The organism is Streptomyces sp. NRRL B-3229 (assembly GCF_000719505.1).
GTDB classification, from domain to species: domain Bacteria; phylum Actinomycetota; class Actinomycetes; order Streptomycetales; family Streptomycetaceae; genus Streptomyces; species Streptomyces griseorubiginosus.
In genome coordinates, this window is sequence record NZ_JOGP01000003.1 from 358,479 (window position 1) to 376,772 (window position 18,294).

At 71.7% G+C, this 18,294-nt stretch carries 13 protein-coding genes; all 13 read left to right on the plus strand.

Translation table 11 applies throughout. The annotated features are described in order from the left end of the window. Window positions 1–59: 59 nt before the first annotated feature. The 13 genes from IF54_RS0106520 to IF54_RS0106580 are packed head-to-tail and all read left to right on the plus strand — an operon-like array spanning window position 60 to window position 18,294. A complete protein-coding gene (locus IF54_RS0106520; protein WP_030315452.1) occupies window positions 60–1,376 on the plus strand; it encodes a nucleotide sugar dehydrogenase in 1,317 nt (438 codons plus the stop codon). Continuing rightward, window positions 1,366–2,631, plus strand: coding sequence for a glycosyltransferase family 4 protein (locus tag IF54_RS0106525; RefSeq protein ID WP_030315453.1), 1,266 nt, complete (start codon window positions 1,366–1,368; stop codon window positions 2,629–2,631). The genes IF54_RS0106520 and IF54_RS0106525 overlap by 11 nt, the downstream gene beginning before the upstream one ends. Continuing rightward, window positions 2,628–3,998, plus strand: a complete 1,371-nt coding sequence (locus tag IF54_RS0106530; RefSeq protein WP_030315456.1) for a Wzz/FepE/Etk N-terminal domain-containing protein — start codon at window positions 2,628–2,630, stop codon at window positions 3,996–3,998. The genes IF54_RS0106525 and IF54_RS0106530 overlap by 4 nt, the downstream gene beginning before the upstream one ends. Further along, window positions 3,995–5,515, plus strand: coding sequence for a Wzz/FepE/Etk N-terminal domain-containing protein (locus tag IF54_RS0106535; RefSeq protein WP_030315458.1), 1,521 nt, complete (start codon window positions 3,995–3,997; stop codon window positions 5,513–5,515). Before IF54_RS0106530 ends, IF54_RS0106535 begins: the two co-directional genes overlap by 4 nt. Window positions 5,516–5,518: 3 nt before the next feature. Beyond that, a complete protein-coding gene (gene asnB, locus IF54_RS0106540; protein WP_030315461.1) occupies window positions 5,519–7,453 on the plus strand; it encodes an asparagine synthase (glutamine-hydrolyzing) in 1,935 nt (644 codons plus the stop codon). Window positions 7,454–7,469: 16 nt separating this feature from the next. Then, complete coding sequence (locus tag IF54_RS0106545; protein ID WP_030315464.1) at window positions 7,470–9,647, plus strand: bi-domain-containing oxidoreductase; 2,178 nt, start codon at window positions 7,470–7,472, stop codon at window positions 9,645–9,647. Then, window positions 9,647–11,575, plus strand: a complete 1,929-nt coding sequence (locus tag IF54_RS0106550) for a heparinase II/III family protein (RefSeq protein WP_030315467.1) — start codon at window positions 9,647–9,649, stop codon at window positions 11,573–11,575. Before IF54_RS0106545 ends, IF54_RS0106550 begins: the two co-directional genes overlap by 1 nt. Before the next feature lie 11 nt (window positions 11,576–11,586). Continuing rightward, window positions 11,587–13,131 carry a right-handed parallel beta-helix repeat-containing protein gene (locus IF54_RS0106555; RefSeq protein WP_030315469.1) on the plus strand — a complete coding sequence of 515 codons (1,545 nt, stop codon included), beginning with the start codon at window positions 11,587–11,589 and terminating at the stop codon, window positions 13,129–13,131. 1 nt (window position 13,132) lies between these two features. Further along, the gene (locus IF54_RS0106560) at window positions 13,133–14,365 is read left to right on the plus strand and encodes a membrane protein (RefSeq protein WP_030315471.1); all 1,233 of its coding nucleotides are present in this window, start codon (window positions 13,133–13,135) and stop codon (window positions 14,363–14,365) included. A 2-nt stretch (window positions 14,366–14,367) separates the two neighbouring features. Then, complete coding sequence (locus IF54_RS0106565; protein WP_030315473.1) at window positions 14,368–15,609, plus strand: glycosyltransferase family 4 protein; 1,242 nt, start codon at window positions 14,368–14,370, stop codon at window positions 15,607–15,609. Continuing rightward, the gene (locus tag IF54_RS0106570; protein WP_030315474.1) at window positions 15,606–16,859 is read left to right on the plus strand and encodes a class I SAM-dependent methyltransferase; all 1,254 of its coding nucleotides are present in this window, start codon (window positions 15,606–15,608) and stop codon (window positions 16,857–16,859) included. Before IF54_RS0106565 ends, IF54_RS0106570 begins: the two co-directional genes overlap by 4 nt. Then, a complete protein-coding gene (locus IF54_RS0106575) occupies window positions 16,856–17,650 on the plus strand; it encodes a glucose-1-phosphate cytidylyltransferase (protein ID WP_030315475.1) in 795 nt (264 codons plus the stop codon). The genes IF54_RS0106570 and IF54_RS0106575 overlap by 4 nt, the downstream gene beginning before the upstream one ends. Beyond that, a complete protein-coding gene (locus IF54_RS0106580) occupies window positions 17,647–18,294 on the plus strand; it encodes a PIG-L deacetylase family protein (RefSeq protein WP_030315476.1) in 648 nt (215 codons plus the stop codon). Before IF54_RS0106575 ends, IF54_RS0106580 begins: the two co-directional genes overlap by 4 nt.

Sequence of the window (18,294 nt, forward strand, 5' to 3'; positions counted from 1 at the left end):
CGTCCGCGGGGCGGGCAGACAGCAGGCCACAAGGGCCTGCCTGGGGGGAGGAACGGGTCATGAGAATCAGCGTGTTCGGGCTCGGCTACGTGGGCTGCGTGTCGGCCGCGTGCCTGGCCCACATGGGGCACGAGGTCATCGGCGTGGACGTCAACCAGGTGAAGGTCGACCTGGTCAACGACGGCAAGGCCCCGGTGGTCGAGGAGCGGATCGGCGAACTCACCGAGGAGGTCGTGCGGACCGGGGCGCTGCGTGCCACCACCGACGTCCGTGAGGCCATCATGGGCAGCGAGGTGTCGCTGATCTGCGTCGGAACCCCGTCGGAGCCCAACGGCAGCCTGTGCACCACCTACCTGGAGCGGGTCACGGAGGAGATCGGCGCCGCGCTCGCCGAGCGGGGCGGTCGGCACACCGTGGTGTTCCGCAGCACCATGCTCCCGGGCACCTGCCTGAACCTCCTGGTGCCGATCCTGGAGAAGAACATCGGCGGCACCGCAGGCGTGGACGTCGGGGTCGCGGTCAACCCGGAGTTCCTGCGTGAGGGCACCAGCGTGCGGGACTTCTTCGACCCGCCCAAGACGGTCATCGGCGAACTCGACCCGGCCAGCGGCGACGTGGTGGCGGCGCTCTACGAGAGCCTGCCCGGCGAGGTGTTCCGGGTGCCGATCCCGACGGCCGAGGCGATCAAGTACGCGGACAACGCGTTCCACGGTCTGAAGATCGGCTTCGCGAACGAGCTGGGCGCGGTGTGCCAGGCGCTCGGCGTGGACTCGCATCAGGTCATCGACGTGTTCCTGGCCGACCGCAAGCTGAACATCAGCCCCGCCTACCTGCGGCCCGGCTTCGCCTTCGGCGGCTCCTGCCTGCCCAAGGACCTGCGCAGCCTGGTCCACGCGGCACAGCGCGCCGACGTCTCGGTGCCGATCCTGTCCCACGTGCTGCCCTCCAACTCCGACCACCTCCAGCGAGCGGTGGACCTGGTGGAGCGCACCGGCAAGCGCCGGGTGGGAATGTTCGGGCTGTCCTTCAAGCCCGGCACCGACGACCTCCGCGAGAGCCCGCTCGTCGAGCTGGCGGAGCGACTCCACGGCAAGGGGTACGACCTGCGGATCCACGACGCCAACGTGAGCCTGTCCCGGCTGATGGGCGCCAACCGCGAGTACATCGAGACCCGGCTGCCGCACCTCGCGCAGCTCCTCGCGGACTCCGTCGAGGAGGTGCTCGACCACGCCGAGGTGTGTCTGGTCGGGACCAAGGACCCGGCCGTTCTCGCGGCCCTGCCGCACGGCGGCGATCAGATGATCGTCGACCTCATCCGCCTTCCCGACGCCGAGACGCGCCGGACCGAACCGGGATACATGGGCCTTGCTTGGTAACGAAGTCAGCGGCGACGGCAAAGGCCGGCGCGCGCTGATCCTGGTGGAGAACCTGTCGGTGCCGTTCGACCGGCGGGTGTGGCAGGAGTGCACGACGCTGCGCGACGCGGGCTGGGAAGTCCACGTCATCTGCCCGCAGGGGGAGAAGCGGGACACGGAGCCGGAGGCGGTGATCGACGGGGTGCGCATCCACCGGTACCCGTTGCGCGCCGCCACCGGAGGACCGTCCGGCTACCTCAAGGAGTACGGCTCCGCGCTCTGGCACACGGCCCGACTGGCCCGCAAGGTCGGACCCGTTCACGTGGTGCACGCCTGCAACCCGCCCGACCTGCTGTTCCTGTCGGCCCGTTGGCTGCGGCGGCGCGGCGCACGGTTCGTCTTCGACCAGCACGACCTGGTGCCCGAGCTGTACCTCTCCCGTTTCGACCGTGGCAAGGACCTGCTCTACCGCGCCGTGTGCGCCGTGGAACGGCGGACCTACCGGGCCGCCGACGTGGTGCTCGCCACCAACGAGAGCTACAAGGACGTCGCCGTCAGCCGTGGCGGCAAGCGGCCCGAGGACGTCTTCGTGGTGCGCAGCGCGCCCCAGATCGAGCGGTTCCAGCCGGTGCCGCCCGAGCCGGAGCTGAAGCGCGGCAAGCCCCATCTGCTGTGCTACCTGGGCGTCATGGGCCCGCAGGACGGCGTCGACTACGCCCTGCGCGCCCTCGCGAAGCTGCGCGACGAGTTCGGGCGGACCGACTGGCACGCGGTGTTCGTCGGCTCCGGCGACGCCTTCGACGCGATGGTGGACCTGTCCCGGCAGCTCGGGCTCACCGACCAGGTGCAGTTCACCGGGCGCATCCCGGACGCCGACCTGGTGCGCTACCTGTCCACGGCGGACGTGTGCCTGTCTCCCGACCCGCGCAACCCGCTCAACGACGTGTCGACGATGAACAAGGTCCTGGAGTACATGGCGATGGGCCGGCCGATCGTCTCCTTCGACCTGAAGGAGGCGCGCGTCTCCGCCGGTGACGCCGCCGTCTACGCGCCCGCCAACGACGAGGCCCGGTTCGCCGAGCTCATCACGGTGCTGCTGGACGACCCGGACCAGCGGGCCCGCATGGGCAAGACCGGCCAGGAGCGGATCGGCGGGCAGCTTTCCTGGCGCAACTCCCAGGCGTCACTGCTCGCCGCCTATGCCGCCGCCTGCCGGGACCGCGAGGTTCCGGCGAGCGGTTCGGTGCGCACGAGGAAGAAGAGGCAGCGCAGTTGAACGAAGACACCATCCGCCTTGTCACGATCGGGCGGATACTCCGGCGGCGGTGGCGGCTCCTGGTCGTCCTCGCCGCGGTGGGCGCCCTGTTCGGTTACGGCACCTCGGTGCTGGTGTTCCCGCCGAGATACACCGCCTCGGCGCCCGTACTGCTGCCAGGGGTCTGGGAGGAGCGGGAACTGCTCACCCAGGTGGACATCGCCACGAGCCTGACCGTGGTCGACCGTACGGCCGACGCTCTGCACTGGTCCGACGTCAGCAGCTCCGAGCTGCGGCACGACGTGAGTGCCTCGGCGGGCGACGGGAACATCATCACCATCTCCGGCAAGGCCGACACCCCGGAGCGCGCACAGCAGCTCGCCGACGGGGTGGCCCAGCAGTTCGTGCAGTTCGCCGCGCAGGTCGCGGGCAGCGGCACCGACTCCTCGGTGGCCTCCCAGACCGAGGCGCTGCGCAAGCAGGTGGCGGAGACCAACCGGCGCATCTCCGACCTGGCCGACGCGGCCGATCCGGGACAGACCGTGGAGAGCGTGCAGTCCCGCACGGCGCTCGAGAACCTCCGCACCTCGCTGGAGGCGGCCATGAAGAAGCTCGAGGAGGCCGACCCTTCGGCCACCAAGGCGGGCATGGTCGTCATGGGCCAGGCCGCGCTGCCCACCGGCGAGGCACCGCCGACGAGGATCCAGCTCATCGTCGGCGGGGCGCTGCTGTTCTTCCTGCTCGCGGTCGCCGGCCATCTCGTCGCCGCACGGATGAACCGCCGGCTGCGCACCGAACCCGCGATCGCCGCGGCCCTGGGCTCGACACCGCTCGGCGCCGTGGACGTGCCCGGTGACTGGCCCGCGCACCGGCCGAAGGGCTCGGGCCGGGGAGCCCGGATCAGCCGGCTCCTCGGCGCCGACACCCGCTGGGACGAACCAGCCCCGCAGAAGTCGGGCGACGAGGCCGGCCGACGGCTCCGCTACCGGCGGGTGTGCACCCGTCTCCGGGAACAGCTGCCGGCTCCCCGGCGGCTGCTGGTCGTCGTACCGGACGGCGACGAGATCGCCCGCCGGGCCGCGGGGCAGCTCCTCGCCGAGGCCAGGAACGATCCCCAACTGCGTGTGGTGGAGGTGTCGGTGGACCGGCCGATCGTGCCGGACCGAGGAACGGAGAACGGTGCCGTGGTGGTGCTCAGCGCGAACAGCTGGACCGCGGAGGAACTCGCCGGCATCGCCGAGGCGTGCGCGGAGGGCCGGCACGACGTCGTCGGTGTCGTCGTCGCAGGCCCGGTCCAGTCCGGATCCACGCGTGCCACCGCCGACCTGCCGGACGACGCCACGCTGACCTTCGCCGTTCCCGGCCGCGCGACGGGAGGCCGGGCGTGACCACGAACACCACTTCACCCGAGCCGGCTCCCACCCCGCTCCTGGACGTCCAGGCCCTGGTGGTCGCGGTGCGCAGGCGCCGTCGCCTGTGGTGCGCCATGGCGGTCCTGGGCTTCCTGGCCGGCCTCGCGGTCGCGGTCCTGCTGCCGCCGGCGCCGAGCGCGACGACCAAGGTGCTGGTCGCCCACGCGGACGACCAGCCGAACGACACCGGAACACTGATCCGCACCGACGTCGCGCTGCTCCAGACCACGCGTATCGCCGACACGGCCCTGAAGGCCCTCAAGTCCCCGGAGAAGCCCGAGGACTTCATGAAGGACTACCGGGGCACCGGCCTGACCAACAACCTGCTCCAGATCGACGTCACCGGCGACGACGACGCGCAGGCGGTGGCCCGGGCCAAGGCGCTCGCCGACGCCTTCGTCGCGGACCACGTGCAGCGGATGAAGGCCACCGCGCAGGCCGAGTCCAAGGCCCTGCTCGACCAGCGCGACCGTACCCGCGACGACCTCGCGTCGGTCAACAAGCAGATCAACGAGCGGGCCACGACCGGAGACACCACGGGGGCGGCGAGCCTCGAATCGCTCTACGCCCGCCGGGCCGAACTCAACTCGCGGATCGCCGACTTCGACCAGCGCGCCGCCGACGCCCGCACCGGCACCCCCGCGGTCGTCGCCGGCACCCAGATCGTGGACGACCCGAGCCCGGTACGGCACTCGCTGCCCAAGGCCGCCGCCACCGACGCCGGGATCGGACTCGTTCTCGGGCTCTTCCTCGGGCTCGCGCTGGCCGCGGTCGGCGTGGTGGTCGCGGACCGCCCCGTACTGCGCCGGGACATCGCCGCGAACCTGGGCGCCTCGGTCATCTCGGAGCTGCCCCGCAGGTCGGGCAGGCCGTGGCAGCGCCGACGCACCCGGCTGGCCCGCGAACGGCTCACCACCTCCCTGGCCCGCACCGCACGCGGCGCCGCGGAACCCCTGTCCCTGCTGGAACTGGGCTGCGCGCGCGACACGGGCGCGATCGCCCTGGACGTCGCCAGGGCACTGGCGGCCGACGGGCCGGTGGCCGTCGTCGACGGTCTGCCGGGCTCGGAGCTCTCCCGCCGCCGCTCCAGGCCGGGCGACCCGACCGTGGTCACCGGCCACCAGGCCGCGGGGGTGCCGGACCACGGCCGCCTGCTGGGCGTCGGCTCGGTCGCACCCGGCACCGCCTGGACCGACCTCCAGTACCTCGGCACCCAGACCGTGCTCGTCGTACGGGCCGGTCACGGCAGCGCGGCTTGGCTGCACACCGTGGCACGGCAGCTCGCGGACCAGCGCATCGCGGTGGTCGGCGTGGTGCTGATCGACCCCGATCCGCGGGACCGCACCGACGGCACCCTCTGGGACGGGCTGCACATCGCGCTGCGGGGCCACAGCGAGCGCACCGCCCGGCAGAACGGGACAGGCCAGGTGAAGACGGAACGACAGCCGATGTGGGCCGCACGCGTCCCGGACAGCGACCAGGAGGTGCGGTAGGGCATGTGTGGCATCGCAGGGACCTATCTATGGCCCGACGGCAAGACCGTCACCGACCGGCTCACCGAGACGCTCGCCCACCGCGGTCCGGACGGGGCGGGCCGCTACGGCCACCCCGTCGGTGACGGCGAGGTGCAGCTCGGGCACCGCCGGCTGTCCATCATCGACCTGTCCGAGACCGGCGCGCAGCCGATGGCCAAGGACAGCCTCGTCCTGACGTACAACGGCGAGCTGTACAACGCGCCCGAACTGCGGACCGAGCTGGAGGCCGCCGGGGTGCGCTTCCGCGGCACCTCCGACACCGAGGTGCTGCTCGAGGCCTGGCGGCGCTGGGGCACGGACTGCCTGCCCCGGCTGCGCGGCATGTTCGCGTTCGGCGTCTTCGACGAGCGCACCGGCGAACTGGTCCTCGTCCGGGACCAGTTGGGCATCAAGCCGCTGTTCCTGCTCCGGCGCGACGGCGGTCTGGCCTTCGCCTCCGAGCTCAAGGCGCTCGCCGCCGCGACCGGTGGATCACTGGAGGTGGACCACGCGGCGCTGGTGGCCTCGCTCCTCTACTACTGGGTGCCGGACTCACGGTGCGCCTTCCGCGAGGCGGAGAAACTGCCGCCGGGCAGCTGGCTGCGGATCCGGCCCGACGGCCAGGTGCAGCGCGGCCGGTTCTGGAACCTGAAGGACGTCGCCGCCGAGGGCCAGGCACGGGCCCGGGCCGGTGAACGGCCGGACCTGGCCGCCATCGTCGAGGAGTCGACCCGCAAGCACCTGCTCGCCGACGTCCCCGTGGCCACCTTCCTGTCCGGCGGCCTCGACTCGAGCTGGCTGACCGCCCTCGCGGCCCGCCACCAGCCGGGAATCTCCGCCTACACGATCGGGTTCCGCGCCGAGGACGCCCGGTTCGAGGCCATGCCCGACGACCTGCGCTACGCCCGGCAGGTGGCCGAGCAGTTCGGCGTCGAGCTGAACGAGATCGAGATCGCCCCGAACGTGCTCGACCTGCTGCCGCAGATGACGTATTCCCTGGACGAGCCCATCGGCGACCCCGCGGCGATCAACACCTTCCTGATCTGCCAGGCGGCCCGGGAGGCCGGGGTCAAGGTGATGCTCTCCGGCATGGGCGCCGACGAGCTGTTCGCCGGGTACCGCAAGCACCTGGCCAACCTGCTCGCGCTGCGCTACCAACGCGTGCCGGGGCCGGTGCGGCGCGGGGTGTCCGGGGTCGTGGACCGGCTGCCGGTCGCCACGTCCCGCCGGGGCCTGAGGTCGGTGCGCTTCGCGAAGCGGTTCCTGTCCTTCGCCGACCTGCCGGAGGAGACCGCGTTCCGGCGCAGCTACACCATGTACGACCAGGACGAGCTGCTCGCCCTGGTCGATCCGGACCTGGCCGGGACGGTCGACGACGTGCTGACCGAGCATGCCGACACCTACGAGGACAACGCCCTCGACGACTTCGTCAACCGCATGTGCCTGGCGGACGCCCGGATGTTCCTGCCGGGCCTCAACCTCACCTACACGGACCGCTCCAGCATGGCCGCGTCGACCGAGGTGCGGGTGCCGTACGTGGACGTCGAGGTGGTCAGGGCGGCGTTCGCCGTGCCCGGTGACCGCAAGATCGTCAAACGGCAGGGCAAGGCGGTCCTCAAGGAGGCGGCCACCTCGATCCTGCCCCGGGAGATCGTCTACCGGCCCAAGGGCCTGTTCAGCGCCCCGCTGCGGGCCTGGATGAGCCGGGACCTGGCACCGCTGGTGCGCGAGGTGGTCAACGACGGCGAGCTCGTGCGGTCCGGCTTCCTGCGCCGTGACGCGCTGAACCGGATGGTCGCCGTGGACGCCGCCGGACAGCAGGACTTCTCCAAGCATCTGTGGCATGTGCTGACCCTCGAGTACTGGTACCGCGACGCGACCTCCCGCTCCGACCAGAGCACTCGGCAAACGGCTTAGGAATCAGGGGACTTCGGTGAAACAGGTTGTACAGAACTACAAGAGCGGCGAGCTGGCGGTGCTCGACGTGCCGGTGCCCGGGTGCAAGCCGGGCGGTGTGCTGGTCCGCACCGTCTACTCGCTGATCTCCACCGGCACCGAGATGATGAAGGTGTCCGAGGCCGGCATGTCGATGCTGGGCAAGGCCCGCTCCCGCCCCGACCAGGTCGCCAAGGTCATGCAGAGCGTGGCCACCAACGGGGTGCCCGCCACGTACCGCAAGGTGATGGGCAAGCTGGACTCCTACACGCCGCTGGGTTACTCCCTGTGCGGTGTGGTCGAGCAGGTCGGTGCCGGCATCGACGACGTGAAGGTCGGCGACCTGGTGGCCTGCGCCGGGAACGAGCACGCGCTGCACGCCGAGCTCAACTGGGTCCCGAAGAACCTCTACGTCCCCGTGCCGGACGGCCTCGCACCGCAGCACGCGGCCTTCGGCACCGTCGGGTCCATCGCCATGCAGGGCGTCCGCCAGGGCGAGCCGCAGCTCGGCGAGGTCGCCCTGGTCATCGGCCTCGGGCTGATCGGCCAGCTGGTGGTGCAGCTCCTGGCCGCCTCCGGCGTCCGCGTCGTCGGCGCCGACCCCGACCCCGCGCGCTGCGAGCTGGCCGAGCGCCTGGGCGCCGCGGCCTGCGGCGACCCCGGCTCGACCGCCGTGGAGAACGCCGTCGCCGAACTCACCGACGGACATGGCGTGGACCAGGTGTACCTGGCCGCCGGCGGCGGCAGCAACCAGCCCGTCGAACTGGCCGCCAAGCTGGCCCGGGACCGCGGCCGGGTCGTCGACATCGGCAAGTGCCGCCTCGACCTGCCGTGGAACGCGTACTACGAGAAGGAACTCGACGTCCGCTTCTCCCGCTCTTACGGCCCCGGGCGCTACGACCCGTCGTACGAGCTGGAGGGGCGCGACTACCCGATCGGCTACGTCCGCTGGACCGAGCGCCGCAACCTGGCCTGCTTCCTCGACCTCGCCGCCCGCGGCAAGGTCGACGTGGAGCCCCTCATCTCCCACGTCGCCGACTTCGACGACGCCGTGGAGACCTACCGGCGCCTGAAGGACGGCGAGTTGAAGGCCGTCACCGCGCTGTTCCGGTACCCCGAGCAGGCGGGGGAGACGGCGGAGGCGAAGGCTCCGGCGGTCGCCGTGCCCGCGGTACAGGTCAAGGCAGGCCCGGCCCGGGCCGCCAAGACGCCGGTGAAGCTGGCGTTCGTCGGCGCGGGCAACTACGCGACGTCGATGCTGCTGCCGCACCTCGCCCAGCGCGAGGGCGTCGAGCTGTCGACCGTCGTCACCACGACCTCGCTGTCCGGGGCCAATGCGCAGCGCAAGTTCGGCTTCGCCAAGGCCACCACCGACCTCGACGCCGTGCTCGGCGACGAGTCCGTCGACGCGGTGTTCGTGGTGACACGGCACAGCTCGCACGCCGACCTGACCCGGCAGGCCCTGCTGGCCGGCAAGACCGTGTTCGTGGAGAAGCCCCTGGCCCTCACCGAGGACGAGCTGTCCGGAGTGCTCGCGGCGGTCGAGGAGTCCGGCAACGACCGGCTCCAGGTGGGCTTCAACCGCCGGTTCGCGCCGCTGCTCCAGGAGGCCAGGAACCACTTCGGCGCCCGGAGCGGTCCCGCACACCTGCGCTACCTCGTCAACGCGGGCCGCCTCGCGCACGGCAGCTGGTACCTCCAGCAGGGCTCCGAGGGCTCGCGGTTCGTGGGCGAGGGCGGACACTTCATCGACACGGCGAGCTGGCTGCTCGACGCGGACCCGGTCTCGGTGTACGCGACCGCCACGTCCGGCAACGAGGACCTCCAGGTCGTGCTGCGCTACCCGGACGGTTCCACCGCCACCATCAGCTATGTCACCACCGGCCCGTCCGGCTTCCCCAAGGAGACGCTGGACCTGGTCGCCGACGGCCGCGCCCTGCGCCTCGACGACTTCGTACGGGCCTCGGTGTACGGCCGCAAGAAGTGGGTCAGTTCGCGGCTGCCCAAGGCGCGGGACAAGGGCCAGAACGCCGAACTGGCGGCGTTCATCAAGGCGGTGCGCACCGGCGGGCCGATGCCGGTGCCGCTTCAGTCCCTGGTCGCCACCACGGCGGCCACCCTCGCCGTGCAGGCCGGCCTGGCCGGTGGCGTGCCGGTGACGTTGGCGAGGCCGTGATGACGATGAGCGTGGGCTGGTACCTCCGGAGGCTGTCCCGGATGGGACCGCAGGAGGTCGCGGGCCGGGTGGGCGACACCCTGCGCAGACGGCGCTGGCGTGCGACGCCGCCCGACTGCCCGAGCGTCACCGGTGCCCGGTTCACCGCGGTGCTGCCCGCCGGCACGATCGCCGCCGTACCCCCGGACGCCGCCAAGCGTCTGGTCGCCGAGGCGGACCTGCTCATGGACGGACACGCCGAGTTCTTCGGCGTGGTCCGCGACGACCTGACCGACCCGGACTGGTGGTTCGACCCGAAGACCGGGCGCCGGGCCCCCGAGGGCTACGCCTTCGACGTGCCGTACCGCAGCGAGGACGCGGTCGGGGACATCAAGCAGATCTGGGAGCCGTCCCGGCACCAGTACCTCACCCAGCTCGCGGCCGCCTACGCGCTCACCGGCGACGAGCGGTACGCCGAGCGCGTGGCCGAGCACCTGCGGTCGTGGTGGGAGGCCAACCCCCCGCTGCGCGGCGTCCACTGGCTCAGCGGCATCGAACTGGGCATCCGGCTGCTGTCCTGGGTGTGGGTCCGCCGACTCCTCGACGGCTGGCCGGGCGCGGCCGAGCTGTTCGAGGACAACCCGGTGGCGCGCAACCAGATCTGGCACCACCAGCGCTGGCTCGCCGCGTTCCCCAGCCGGGGCTCCTCGGCGAACAACCACGTCATCGCCGAGGACGCCGGCCAGTTCGCCGCGGCCTGCGCGTTCGACTGGTTCCCCGAGTCGGCACGCTGGCGGGCCGGCGCGTTGCGCTCGCTGGAGCGGCAGCTGCGTGCCAACACCTATCCCTCCGGCCTCAACCGCGAGCTGGCCACCGAGTACCACGGTCTGGTCCTGGAGCTCGGCCTGGCCGCGCTGGCCGAGGCGGACGCCGCCGCGGTGCCGGTCCCCGCGACCGTCCGCCTGGTGCTGCTGCGCATGACGGACGCGCTCGCGGCCGTCGTGGACAACCGGCTGCGGCCGCCCCGTCAGGGGGACGCGGACGACGGGCACGGTCTGATCGTGGACGGCGCGGGCACCGACCGCTGGGCCTCCCTCCTTGCCACCGGGGACGCCGTGTTCGGCCGCCTCGACTGGTGGCCGACGGTGACCGGCACCGACGTGCGCACCCCACTGCTGGCCGCGCTCATCAAGCCCGCAGAACCCTCCGTGACCCGCCCCGCGAGCCGTCCCACCCACTTCGCCGACGCCGGCATGACGATCCTGCGTGGCCCGGAGGAGATCTGGGTCCGCTGCGACGGCGGTCCGCACGGCTTCCTGTCCATCGCGGCGCACGCCCACGCGGACGCGCTGTCGGTGGAGGTCCGGCACGACGGTGTCGACGTGCTCGCCGACCCGGGGACGTACTGCTACCACGGGCAGCCCGAGTGGCGGCAGTACTTCCGCTCGACCCTCGGCCACAACACCCTCCAGCTGGACGGCGCCGACCAGTCCGTCTCCGGCGGCCCGTTCCTGTGGACCCGGCATGCGCAGAGCCGGGTCCTGACGGCGGAAGGGGCCCGCTGGAGCGCCGAACACGACGGCTACCAGGGCACCGTGCACCGCCGGCAGGTGGAACTGACCGCCGACGAGCAGGAGTTGCGGATCGTGGACGAGGTGCGCGGCCCGCGCCGGGAGGCACGCCTGGCGTTCCACCTCGGCCCGGCGATCACCGCCGAGCTGGCCGGGAACCAGGCCCGGCTCACCTGGACCCGCGACGGCGAGGACCGCTCCGCCGTGCTCGACCTGCCCGCGCAGCTGTCCTGGCAGGCCCACCGCGGCGAGACCGAGCCGCCGCTGGGCTGGTACTCCGCCGGATTCGGGCGCAAGGAACCCGCCACCACCCTGATCGGCACCGGCACCACCGACGGCACGGAGGGTTTCACCACCGTGCTCAGGTTCCGCGGTTAGGGGGGGGGCACGTGGAGATCAGGAGGCGGCTCTGGGCGTGGGCGGCGGCACCGCTGACGCTGGCCCTGCTGGCGAGCGGCTGTGACGGCGGCACGCAGGAAGCCGACGCGAAGCCCGCCGCCGTGCCGACGACGTCCGGAGCCCGGTCCGAGTCCCCGGCCCGGGTGTGCGCCCACCCCGGGGCCGGACCGGCCAAGCCACCGGCGGGCGCGGTGACCGTCGACCCCGCCAAGGTCGGCGACCTCGCGGCCAAGACCCGCAGCAACCCCCCGAACACGACGTTCTGGCTCCGGCCGGGCACGCACCGGCTCGACCCGGACCGCTACGCCCAGGTCGTCCCCAAGAAGGGGGACCGCTACCTCGGTGCGCCGGGCGCGGTGCTCGACGGCAGGGGGAAGAACCAGTACGCGTTCAGCGGCAGCGCCCCCGACGTCACCATCCGCTCCCTCACCGTGCAGGGATTCGTGGCGCCGATGGACGAGGGCGTGGTCAACCACGACTCGGCCGACGGCTGGGTCATCGAGGACGCGACGATCCAGCACAACTCCGGTGCCGGACTGATGGCCGGTGCCCGCCAGCAGGTCCGCGACAGCTGCCTGCGCGACAACGGCCAGTACGGCATGAACGCCTACAAGGGCAACGGCCGTATCACCGGCCTTGTGGTCGAGGGCAACGAGATCGTGGGCAACAACACCGGTGACTGGGAGCGGCGCAAGCCGGGCTGCGGCTGCACCGGGGGCATCAAGTTCTGGGCCGTCGACGGCGCCGACGTGCGCGGGAACTGGGTGCACGACAACCGGGGGACCGGGTTGTGGGCGGACACCAACGACAACGACTTCCTCATCGAGAACAACGTGATCGAGGCCAACGACGGTGCCGCGCTCATCTACGAGATCAGCTACAACGCGGTCATCCGCAACAACACGATCCGGCGGAACAACTGGGTCGAGGGCCGCAAGGCGGCCGACAAGGGCGACAGCTTCCCCTTCGCGACGATCTACCTGTCCGAGTCGGGCGGCGAACCCCGGGTCAGGGCCCGCACCGACAAGATCGAGATCTACCGGAACCTGCTGGAGGACAACTGGTCCGGCATCACCCTGTGGGAGAACGCCGACCGGTTCTGCAACAGCCCGGCCAACACCTCCTCCGGTGACTGCACGTTGCTGGTGAAGAAGACGAGCAGCTGCAAGAAGCCGGCGATCGACAAGGAACCGCTCCGCTCCGACTGCCGGTGGAAGACCCAGCGGGTGGACATCCACGACAACCGCTTCGTGCTGGACACCTCCGTCGTCAAGTGCACGACGAAGTGCGACCGGATGGCGGTGCTGTCCAACTACGGCACCTACCCGGACTGGTCGCCGTACAAGGGCGAGGCCGTGGCCGACGCGATCACCACCGGCCAGCACAACCGCTGGCACGACAACGTCTACGTCGGCCCCTGGCACTTCGTCGCCCACGACCCGGCCGAGGTGCTCGACTTCATGCAGTGGCAGAGCGTGCCGTACCGGCAGGACACGGGCAGCACCCTCGCCACCGACCCTAAGGCGGGTGACTGAGATGGAGACGGAGCGCACACCGAAGATCGTCGGGGTGATCTGGGGGCTGCTGGTCCTCAACACCCTCGGCTCCGCCGGGGCGGTGACCATCGTCCCGCTGCCCCGCTCCCTCATCCAGATGGTCACCATGGGCTCGCTGGTCGCCGCGTTCACCCTGGCTCTCGTGATCAACGCCCGGCTGCGGGTCCGGCCCAACGCGTACGTGTTCCTGCTGACCCTGCTGCTGGTGTCGAGCGTGATCTCCAGCGCCCACCTGGAGTCCGGGTTCGGCGCGTTGTTCCGCTGCTTCCGGCTGACCCTCTTCGTCGGCACGCTGTGGCTGCTCAGCCGCTGGTGGGACGGCAGCCTGACGTTCGTACGGCACCACATCCGGATGTACTTCGCGGTGCTCGGGTCGGTGGCCCTCGGCCTTGCCATCTCCCCGGGCGCGGCCCTGCCCGACCTCTACGGCGGACGGCTGGTCGGCGCGCTGTGGCCGCTCACCCCGCCGCAGATCGGCCAGTACGCGGCGGTGATCATCGGGCTCACCGCGCTGCTCCTGCTGGGGCGCCGGATCGACCGGACCAGCGCGGTGGTGGTCATCGTGCCCTCCCTCGTGCTGCTCGCGCTGACCCACACCCGCACGGCCACGCTCGGCCTGCTGCTCGGACTGGTGCTGGCGATCGGCTCGCTCCTGATGACCAGCGCCGCGGCCCGCCGTTTCTTCACCTGGGCGGTGGCGATCTCCGCGGTGGCCGCGGTGGGGTTCGCCGGCGCGCTCCAGGCGTGGTTCCTGCGCGGACAGAGCAAGGACAACTTCTCCAGCCTCACCGGTCGCGCCAAGGTCTGGGACGCCCTGCTGGCCGCGCCCCGCACCACCGGGGAGAAGTGGTTCGGCGTGGGTCTGGGCGACAAGTCGTTCGGCGGCCTGCCGATCGACAACAGCTGGCTGGCCGTCTACAACGAGCAGGGACTGATCGGCGTCGGCCTCGTCGCGGCGTTCATCGTCGTGCTGGGCGCCGTCGCGCTGCTGAGGCCGCCGTCGCTCCAGCGGGCCTGCGCGATCTTCCTGATCAGCTACTGCGCGATCGCCTCGTACACCGAGGCGGGCCTCGGCGACGCCTCGCCCTATCTGCTCCATCTGGCCCTGGCCGTCTCGCTGTTGGCGGCACCTGCCGAGGCCCCCGCCCTGGGGGCGCCCGCCGTCCCCCGCCCCCGTGTCCCGCGCTGGGCCCAGAGATCGGAGGTGAGGTGAGCATGCACGTCCTCGTGGTGCACAACCGCTACGCCTCGGCGCAGCCGAGCGGCGAGAACAAGGTCGTCGACCAGGAGGTGGAGCTGCTGCGTTCGGGCGGCCACCGGGTCGAGCTGTTCGAGCGACGCAGCGACGACATCGGCTCCATGTCCCTCCTCTCCAAGGTCGCGGTGCCCCTGCGGGTGCCGTGGAACGCGGCGGTCCGCAGCGAACTCGCCGACCGGCTGCGCACCGAGCGGCCGGACGTCGTCCACGTCCACAACGTCTTCCCGCTGCTGTCGCCCGCGGTCCTCGCCGCCTGCGCCGACGCCGGGGTGCCCGCCGTGGCGACCCTGCACAACTACACGCAGGTCTGCCCGCCCGGCACCCTCCAGCGGGACGGCCGGCCGTGCACCGAGTGCGTCGGCTCGACGCCGCTGCCCGCCGTCCGCCACGGCTGCTACCGGGGCTCCCGTCTCGCGACCGTGCCGCTCGCGGTCAGCCTGTCGGCCAACCGGCGGCGCTGGTGGTCCGGCGTGGAGCGCTTCCTGTGCATCTCCGCGGCGCAGCGGGACGTCCTGGTGAACGCCGGGATGCCGGCCGAGCGGCTGGCGGTGAAGCACAACTTCGTTCCGGACCCGGACGCGCGCCGCACGGGCACCGGCGAGCATCTGCTGTACCTCGGCCGGCTCGCGGAGGCCAAGGGCGTACGGCTGCTCATGGCCGCGTGGGACGAGATCGCGGCGGGCGGCGGAGTGGGAGTACCGCTCGTGATCGCCGGCACCGGATCACTGGAGGCGGAGGTCAGCGCCTGGGCGGCGGGCCGGGACGACGTGCGCTGGGTCGGCCTGCTGGACACGGCGGAGTGCCAGAAGGCCATCGCCCGCTCGGTGGCCGTGGTGGCGCCCTCGACGTGGCTGGAGGCGTTCGGCCTGGTGGTCGTCGAGGCGATGGCGGCCGGGGTCCCGGTCGTCGCCGCCGGCCACGGCGCCTTCGTCGAACTCGTCGACGACGGGGTGACCGGGCTGCTGCACCGGCCGGGCGAGTCCGCCTCGCTCGCGTCCCGCATACGCCGGATCGCGGCCGAACCGGACCGCAACCGGGAGATGGGCGAGGCGGCCCGGCGCCGCTACGAACAGGGTTTCAGCCCGGCGGTCGGTCTCGACCGCCTGGTGGAGGAGTACCGCACCGCGATCGCGGGCCGGTCAGCACTGACTCGCGACGGGGACACCCGCGCGAGCTGGGGGGATGGGAACAACAGATGACACGATGCCGACTGTGCGGCTCGGAGGCGATGGCGAGCGTCGTCGACCTCGGGGCGACGCCACCTTGCGAGAGCTTCCTGGCCGCGGACCAACTCGACCAGCCGGAGCCCGCCTACCCGCTGCACCTCCAGGTGTGCACCGACTGCTGGCTCGCGCAGATCCCGCCGCTGATCACACCGGAGGAGACCTTCAAGGAGTACGCGTACTTCTCGTCGTTCTCGACCTCCTGGGTGGAGCACGCGCGGACCTTCGTCGCCGGTGCCGTCGAGCGGGCGGGACTCGACCCCTCCGAGGCCTTCGTGGTCGAGGTCGCGAGCAACGACGGATACCTGCTGAAGCACGTGGTGGACCGGGGGATCCGCTGCCTGGGCATCGAGCCGTCGGTCAACGTCGGCGCGGCGGCACGGGACAAGGGCGTACCCACGCTCACCGAGTTCCTCAGCCCGGAGACCGGCGCGGCCGTCCGCGCCGAGCACGGCCCGGCGAACCTCGTCGTGGCCAACAACGTGTACGCGCACATCCCCGACGTGATCGGCTTCACCCAGGGCCTGCGCGCCCTGGTCGCCGACGACGGCTGGGTCTCCATCGAGGTGCAGCACCTGCTGACCCTGATCGAGGACAACCAGTACGACACGATCTACCACGAGCACTTCCAGTACTACACGGTCGCGTCCGCGATCCGGGCCCTCGCCAGCGGCGGACTCGCCCTCGTGGACGTGGAGCTGCTGCCCACGCACGGCGGCTCCATCCGGCTGTGGGCCCGCCCCGCCGAGGCGGCCGGCGAACCGAGCGAGCGGGTGGCCGACGTGCTGGCCCGCGAGAAGGCCGCCGGGCTCCAGGAGCTGTCCGGCTACACCGAGTTCTCCGCCCGGGTGGCCAAGGTGCGCCGCGACCTCCTCAAGTTCCTCATCGAGGCGGCCGAACGCGGCGAGACGGTCGTCGGCTACGGCGCCCCCGGCAAGGGCAACACCCTGCTCAACCACTGCGGCATCCGGCCCGACCTGCTCGCGTACACGGTCGACCGCAACCCGTACAAGCACGGCCGGTTCACCCCCGGCACCCGCATCCCGATCCTCGCGCCCGAGCAGATCGCCGTCGACAAGCCGGACTACGTGCTGGTCCTGCCGTGGAACCTGCGCGCCGAACTCACCGAGCAGCTGTCCTACGTGCACGAGTGGGGCGGCCGGCTCGTCTTCCCCATCCCGGAACTGAGCGTTGTCGAGGTCGCGTCCCGAAAGGTCACAGCATGAAGGTCGTTCTGTTCTGCGGCGGTTACGGGATGCGGATGCGCAACGGCACCGCCGACGACGTGCCCAAGCCCATGGCGATGGTCGGCCCGAGACCCCTGATCTGGCACGTCATGCGCTACTACGCGCACTTCGGGCACAAGGAGTTCATCCTGTGCCTCGGCTACGGCGCGCACCACATCAAGGACTTCTTCCTCAACTACGAGGAGACGACGTCCAACGACTTCGTGCTGCGCAAGGGCCGGACCGAGCTGCTGTCCACCGACATATCCGACTGGACGATCACGTTCGCGCAGACCGGCATCGAGTCCCCGATCGGGGAGCGGCTGCGCCGGGTGCGCCACCACCTGGACGGCGACGAGATGTTCCTCGCCAACTACGCCGACGTCCTCACCGACGCCCCGCTGCCCGAGATGATCGAGAAGTTCTCCCAGCGCGACGCCGGCGCCTCGATGATGGTCGTGCCGCCCCAGTCCTCCTTCCACTGCGTGGAGCTGGGCGAGGACAACCTGGTCGGCGGCATCACCGCGGTGAGCGACATGCCGCTGTGGGAGAACGGCGGTTACTTCGTGCTCCGCCAGGAGGTCTTCGACCACATACCGGAGAACGGCGACCTCGTCGCCGACGGCTGCGGCCAACTGGCCAAGCAGGGGCGCCTGGTGGCCCACCAGCACCGCGGCTTCTGGAAGCCGACCGACACCGTCAAGGAGCGGGCCGCGCTCGACGAGGCCTACGCCCGCGGCGAGCGCCCGTGGGCCGTGTGGGAGCAGGACAGTGCGGCGGTGGGCGCGTGATCCGGCTCGGCGCCGGCCGCCTGGACCGGATCGTCGCGGTGGGCGCGCACTGCGACGACATCGCCATCGGCGCCGGCGGCACGCTCCTGACGCTGTGTCATGCGCGGCCGGGCCTGCGCGTCGACGCGCTGGTGCTCTCCGGCGGCGGCACCGAACGCGAGCAGGAGGAGCGGGCCGCGCTCGCCGCCTTCTGCCCGGGTGCCGACCTGCGGCTTACCGTGCTCAAACTGCCGGACGGCCGTATGCCGGTGCACTGGGACGAGGCCAAGGCCGCGGTCGAGGAACTGCGCGCGCAGACCGACCCGGACCTGGTCCTGGCCCCGCGCACCGAGGACGCGCACCAGGACCACCGCGGCCTGGCGCAGCTGATGCCCACCGCCTTCCGCGACCACCTGGTCCTCGGCTACGAGATCGTCAAGTGGGACGGCGACCTCGGCCGGATGGCGGCGTACCAGCCGCTGTCGGCGGAGATCGCCGAGGAGAAGGTGCGGCTGCTCCAGGAGCACTACGCCTCGCAGCGGCACCGGCCCTGGTACGACCGGGAGGCCTTCCTCGGCCTCGCCCGGATCCGTGGCATCGAATGCCATGAGCGATACGCGGAAGCGTTCGCCGCCACCAAACTCACGCTCAACCTGGGGGGTTGA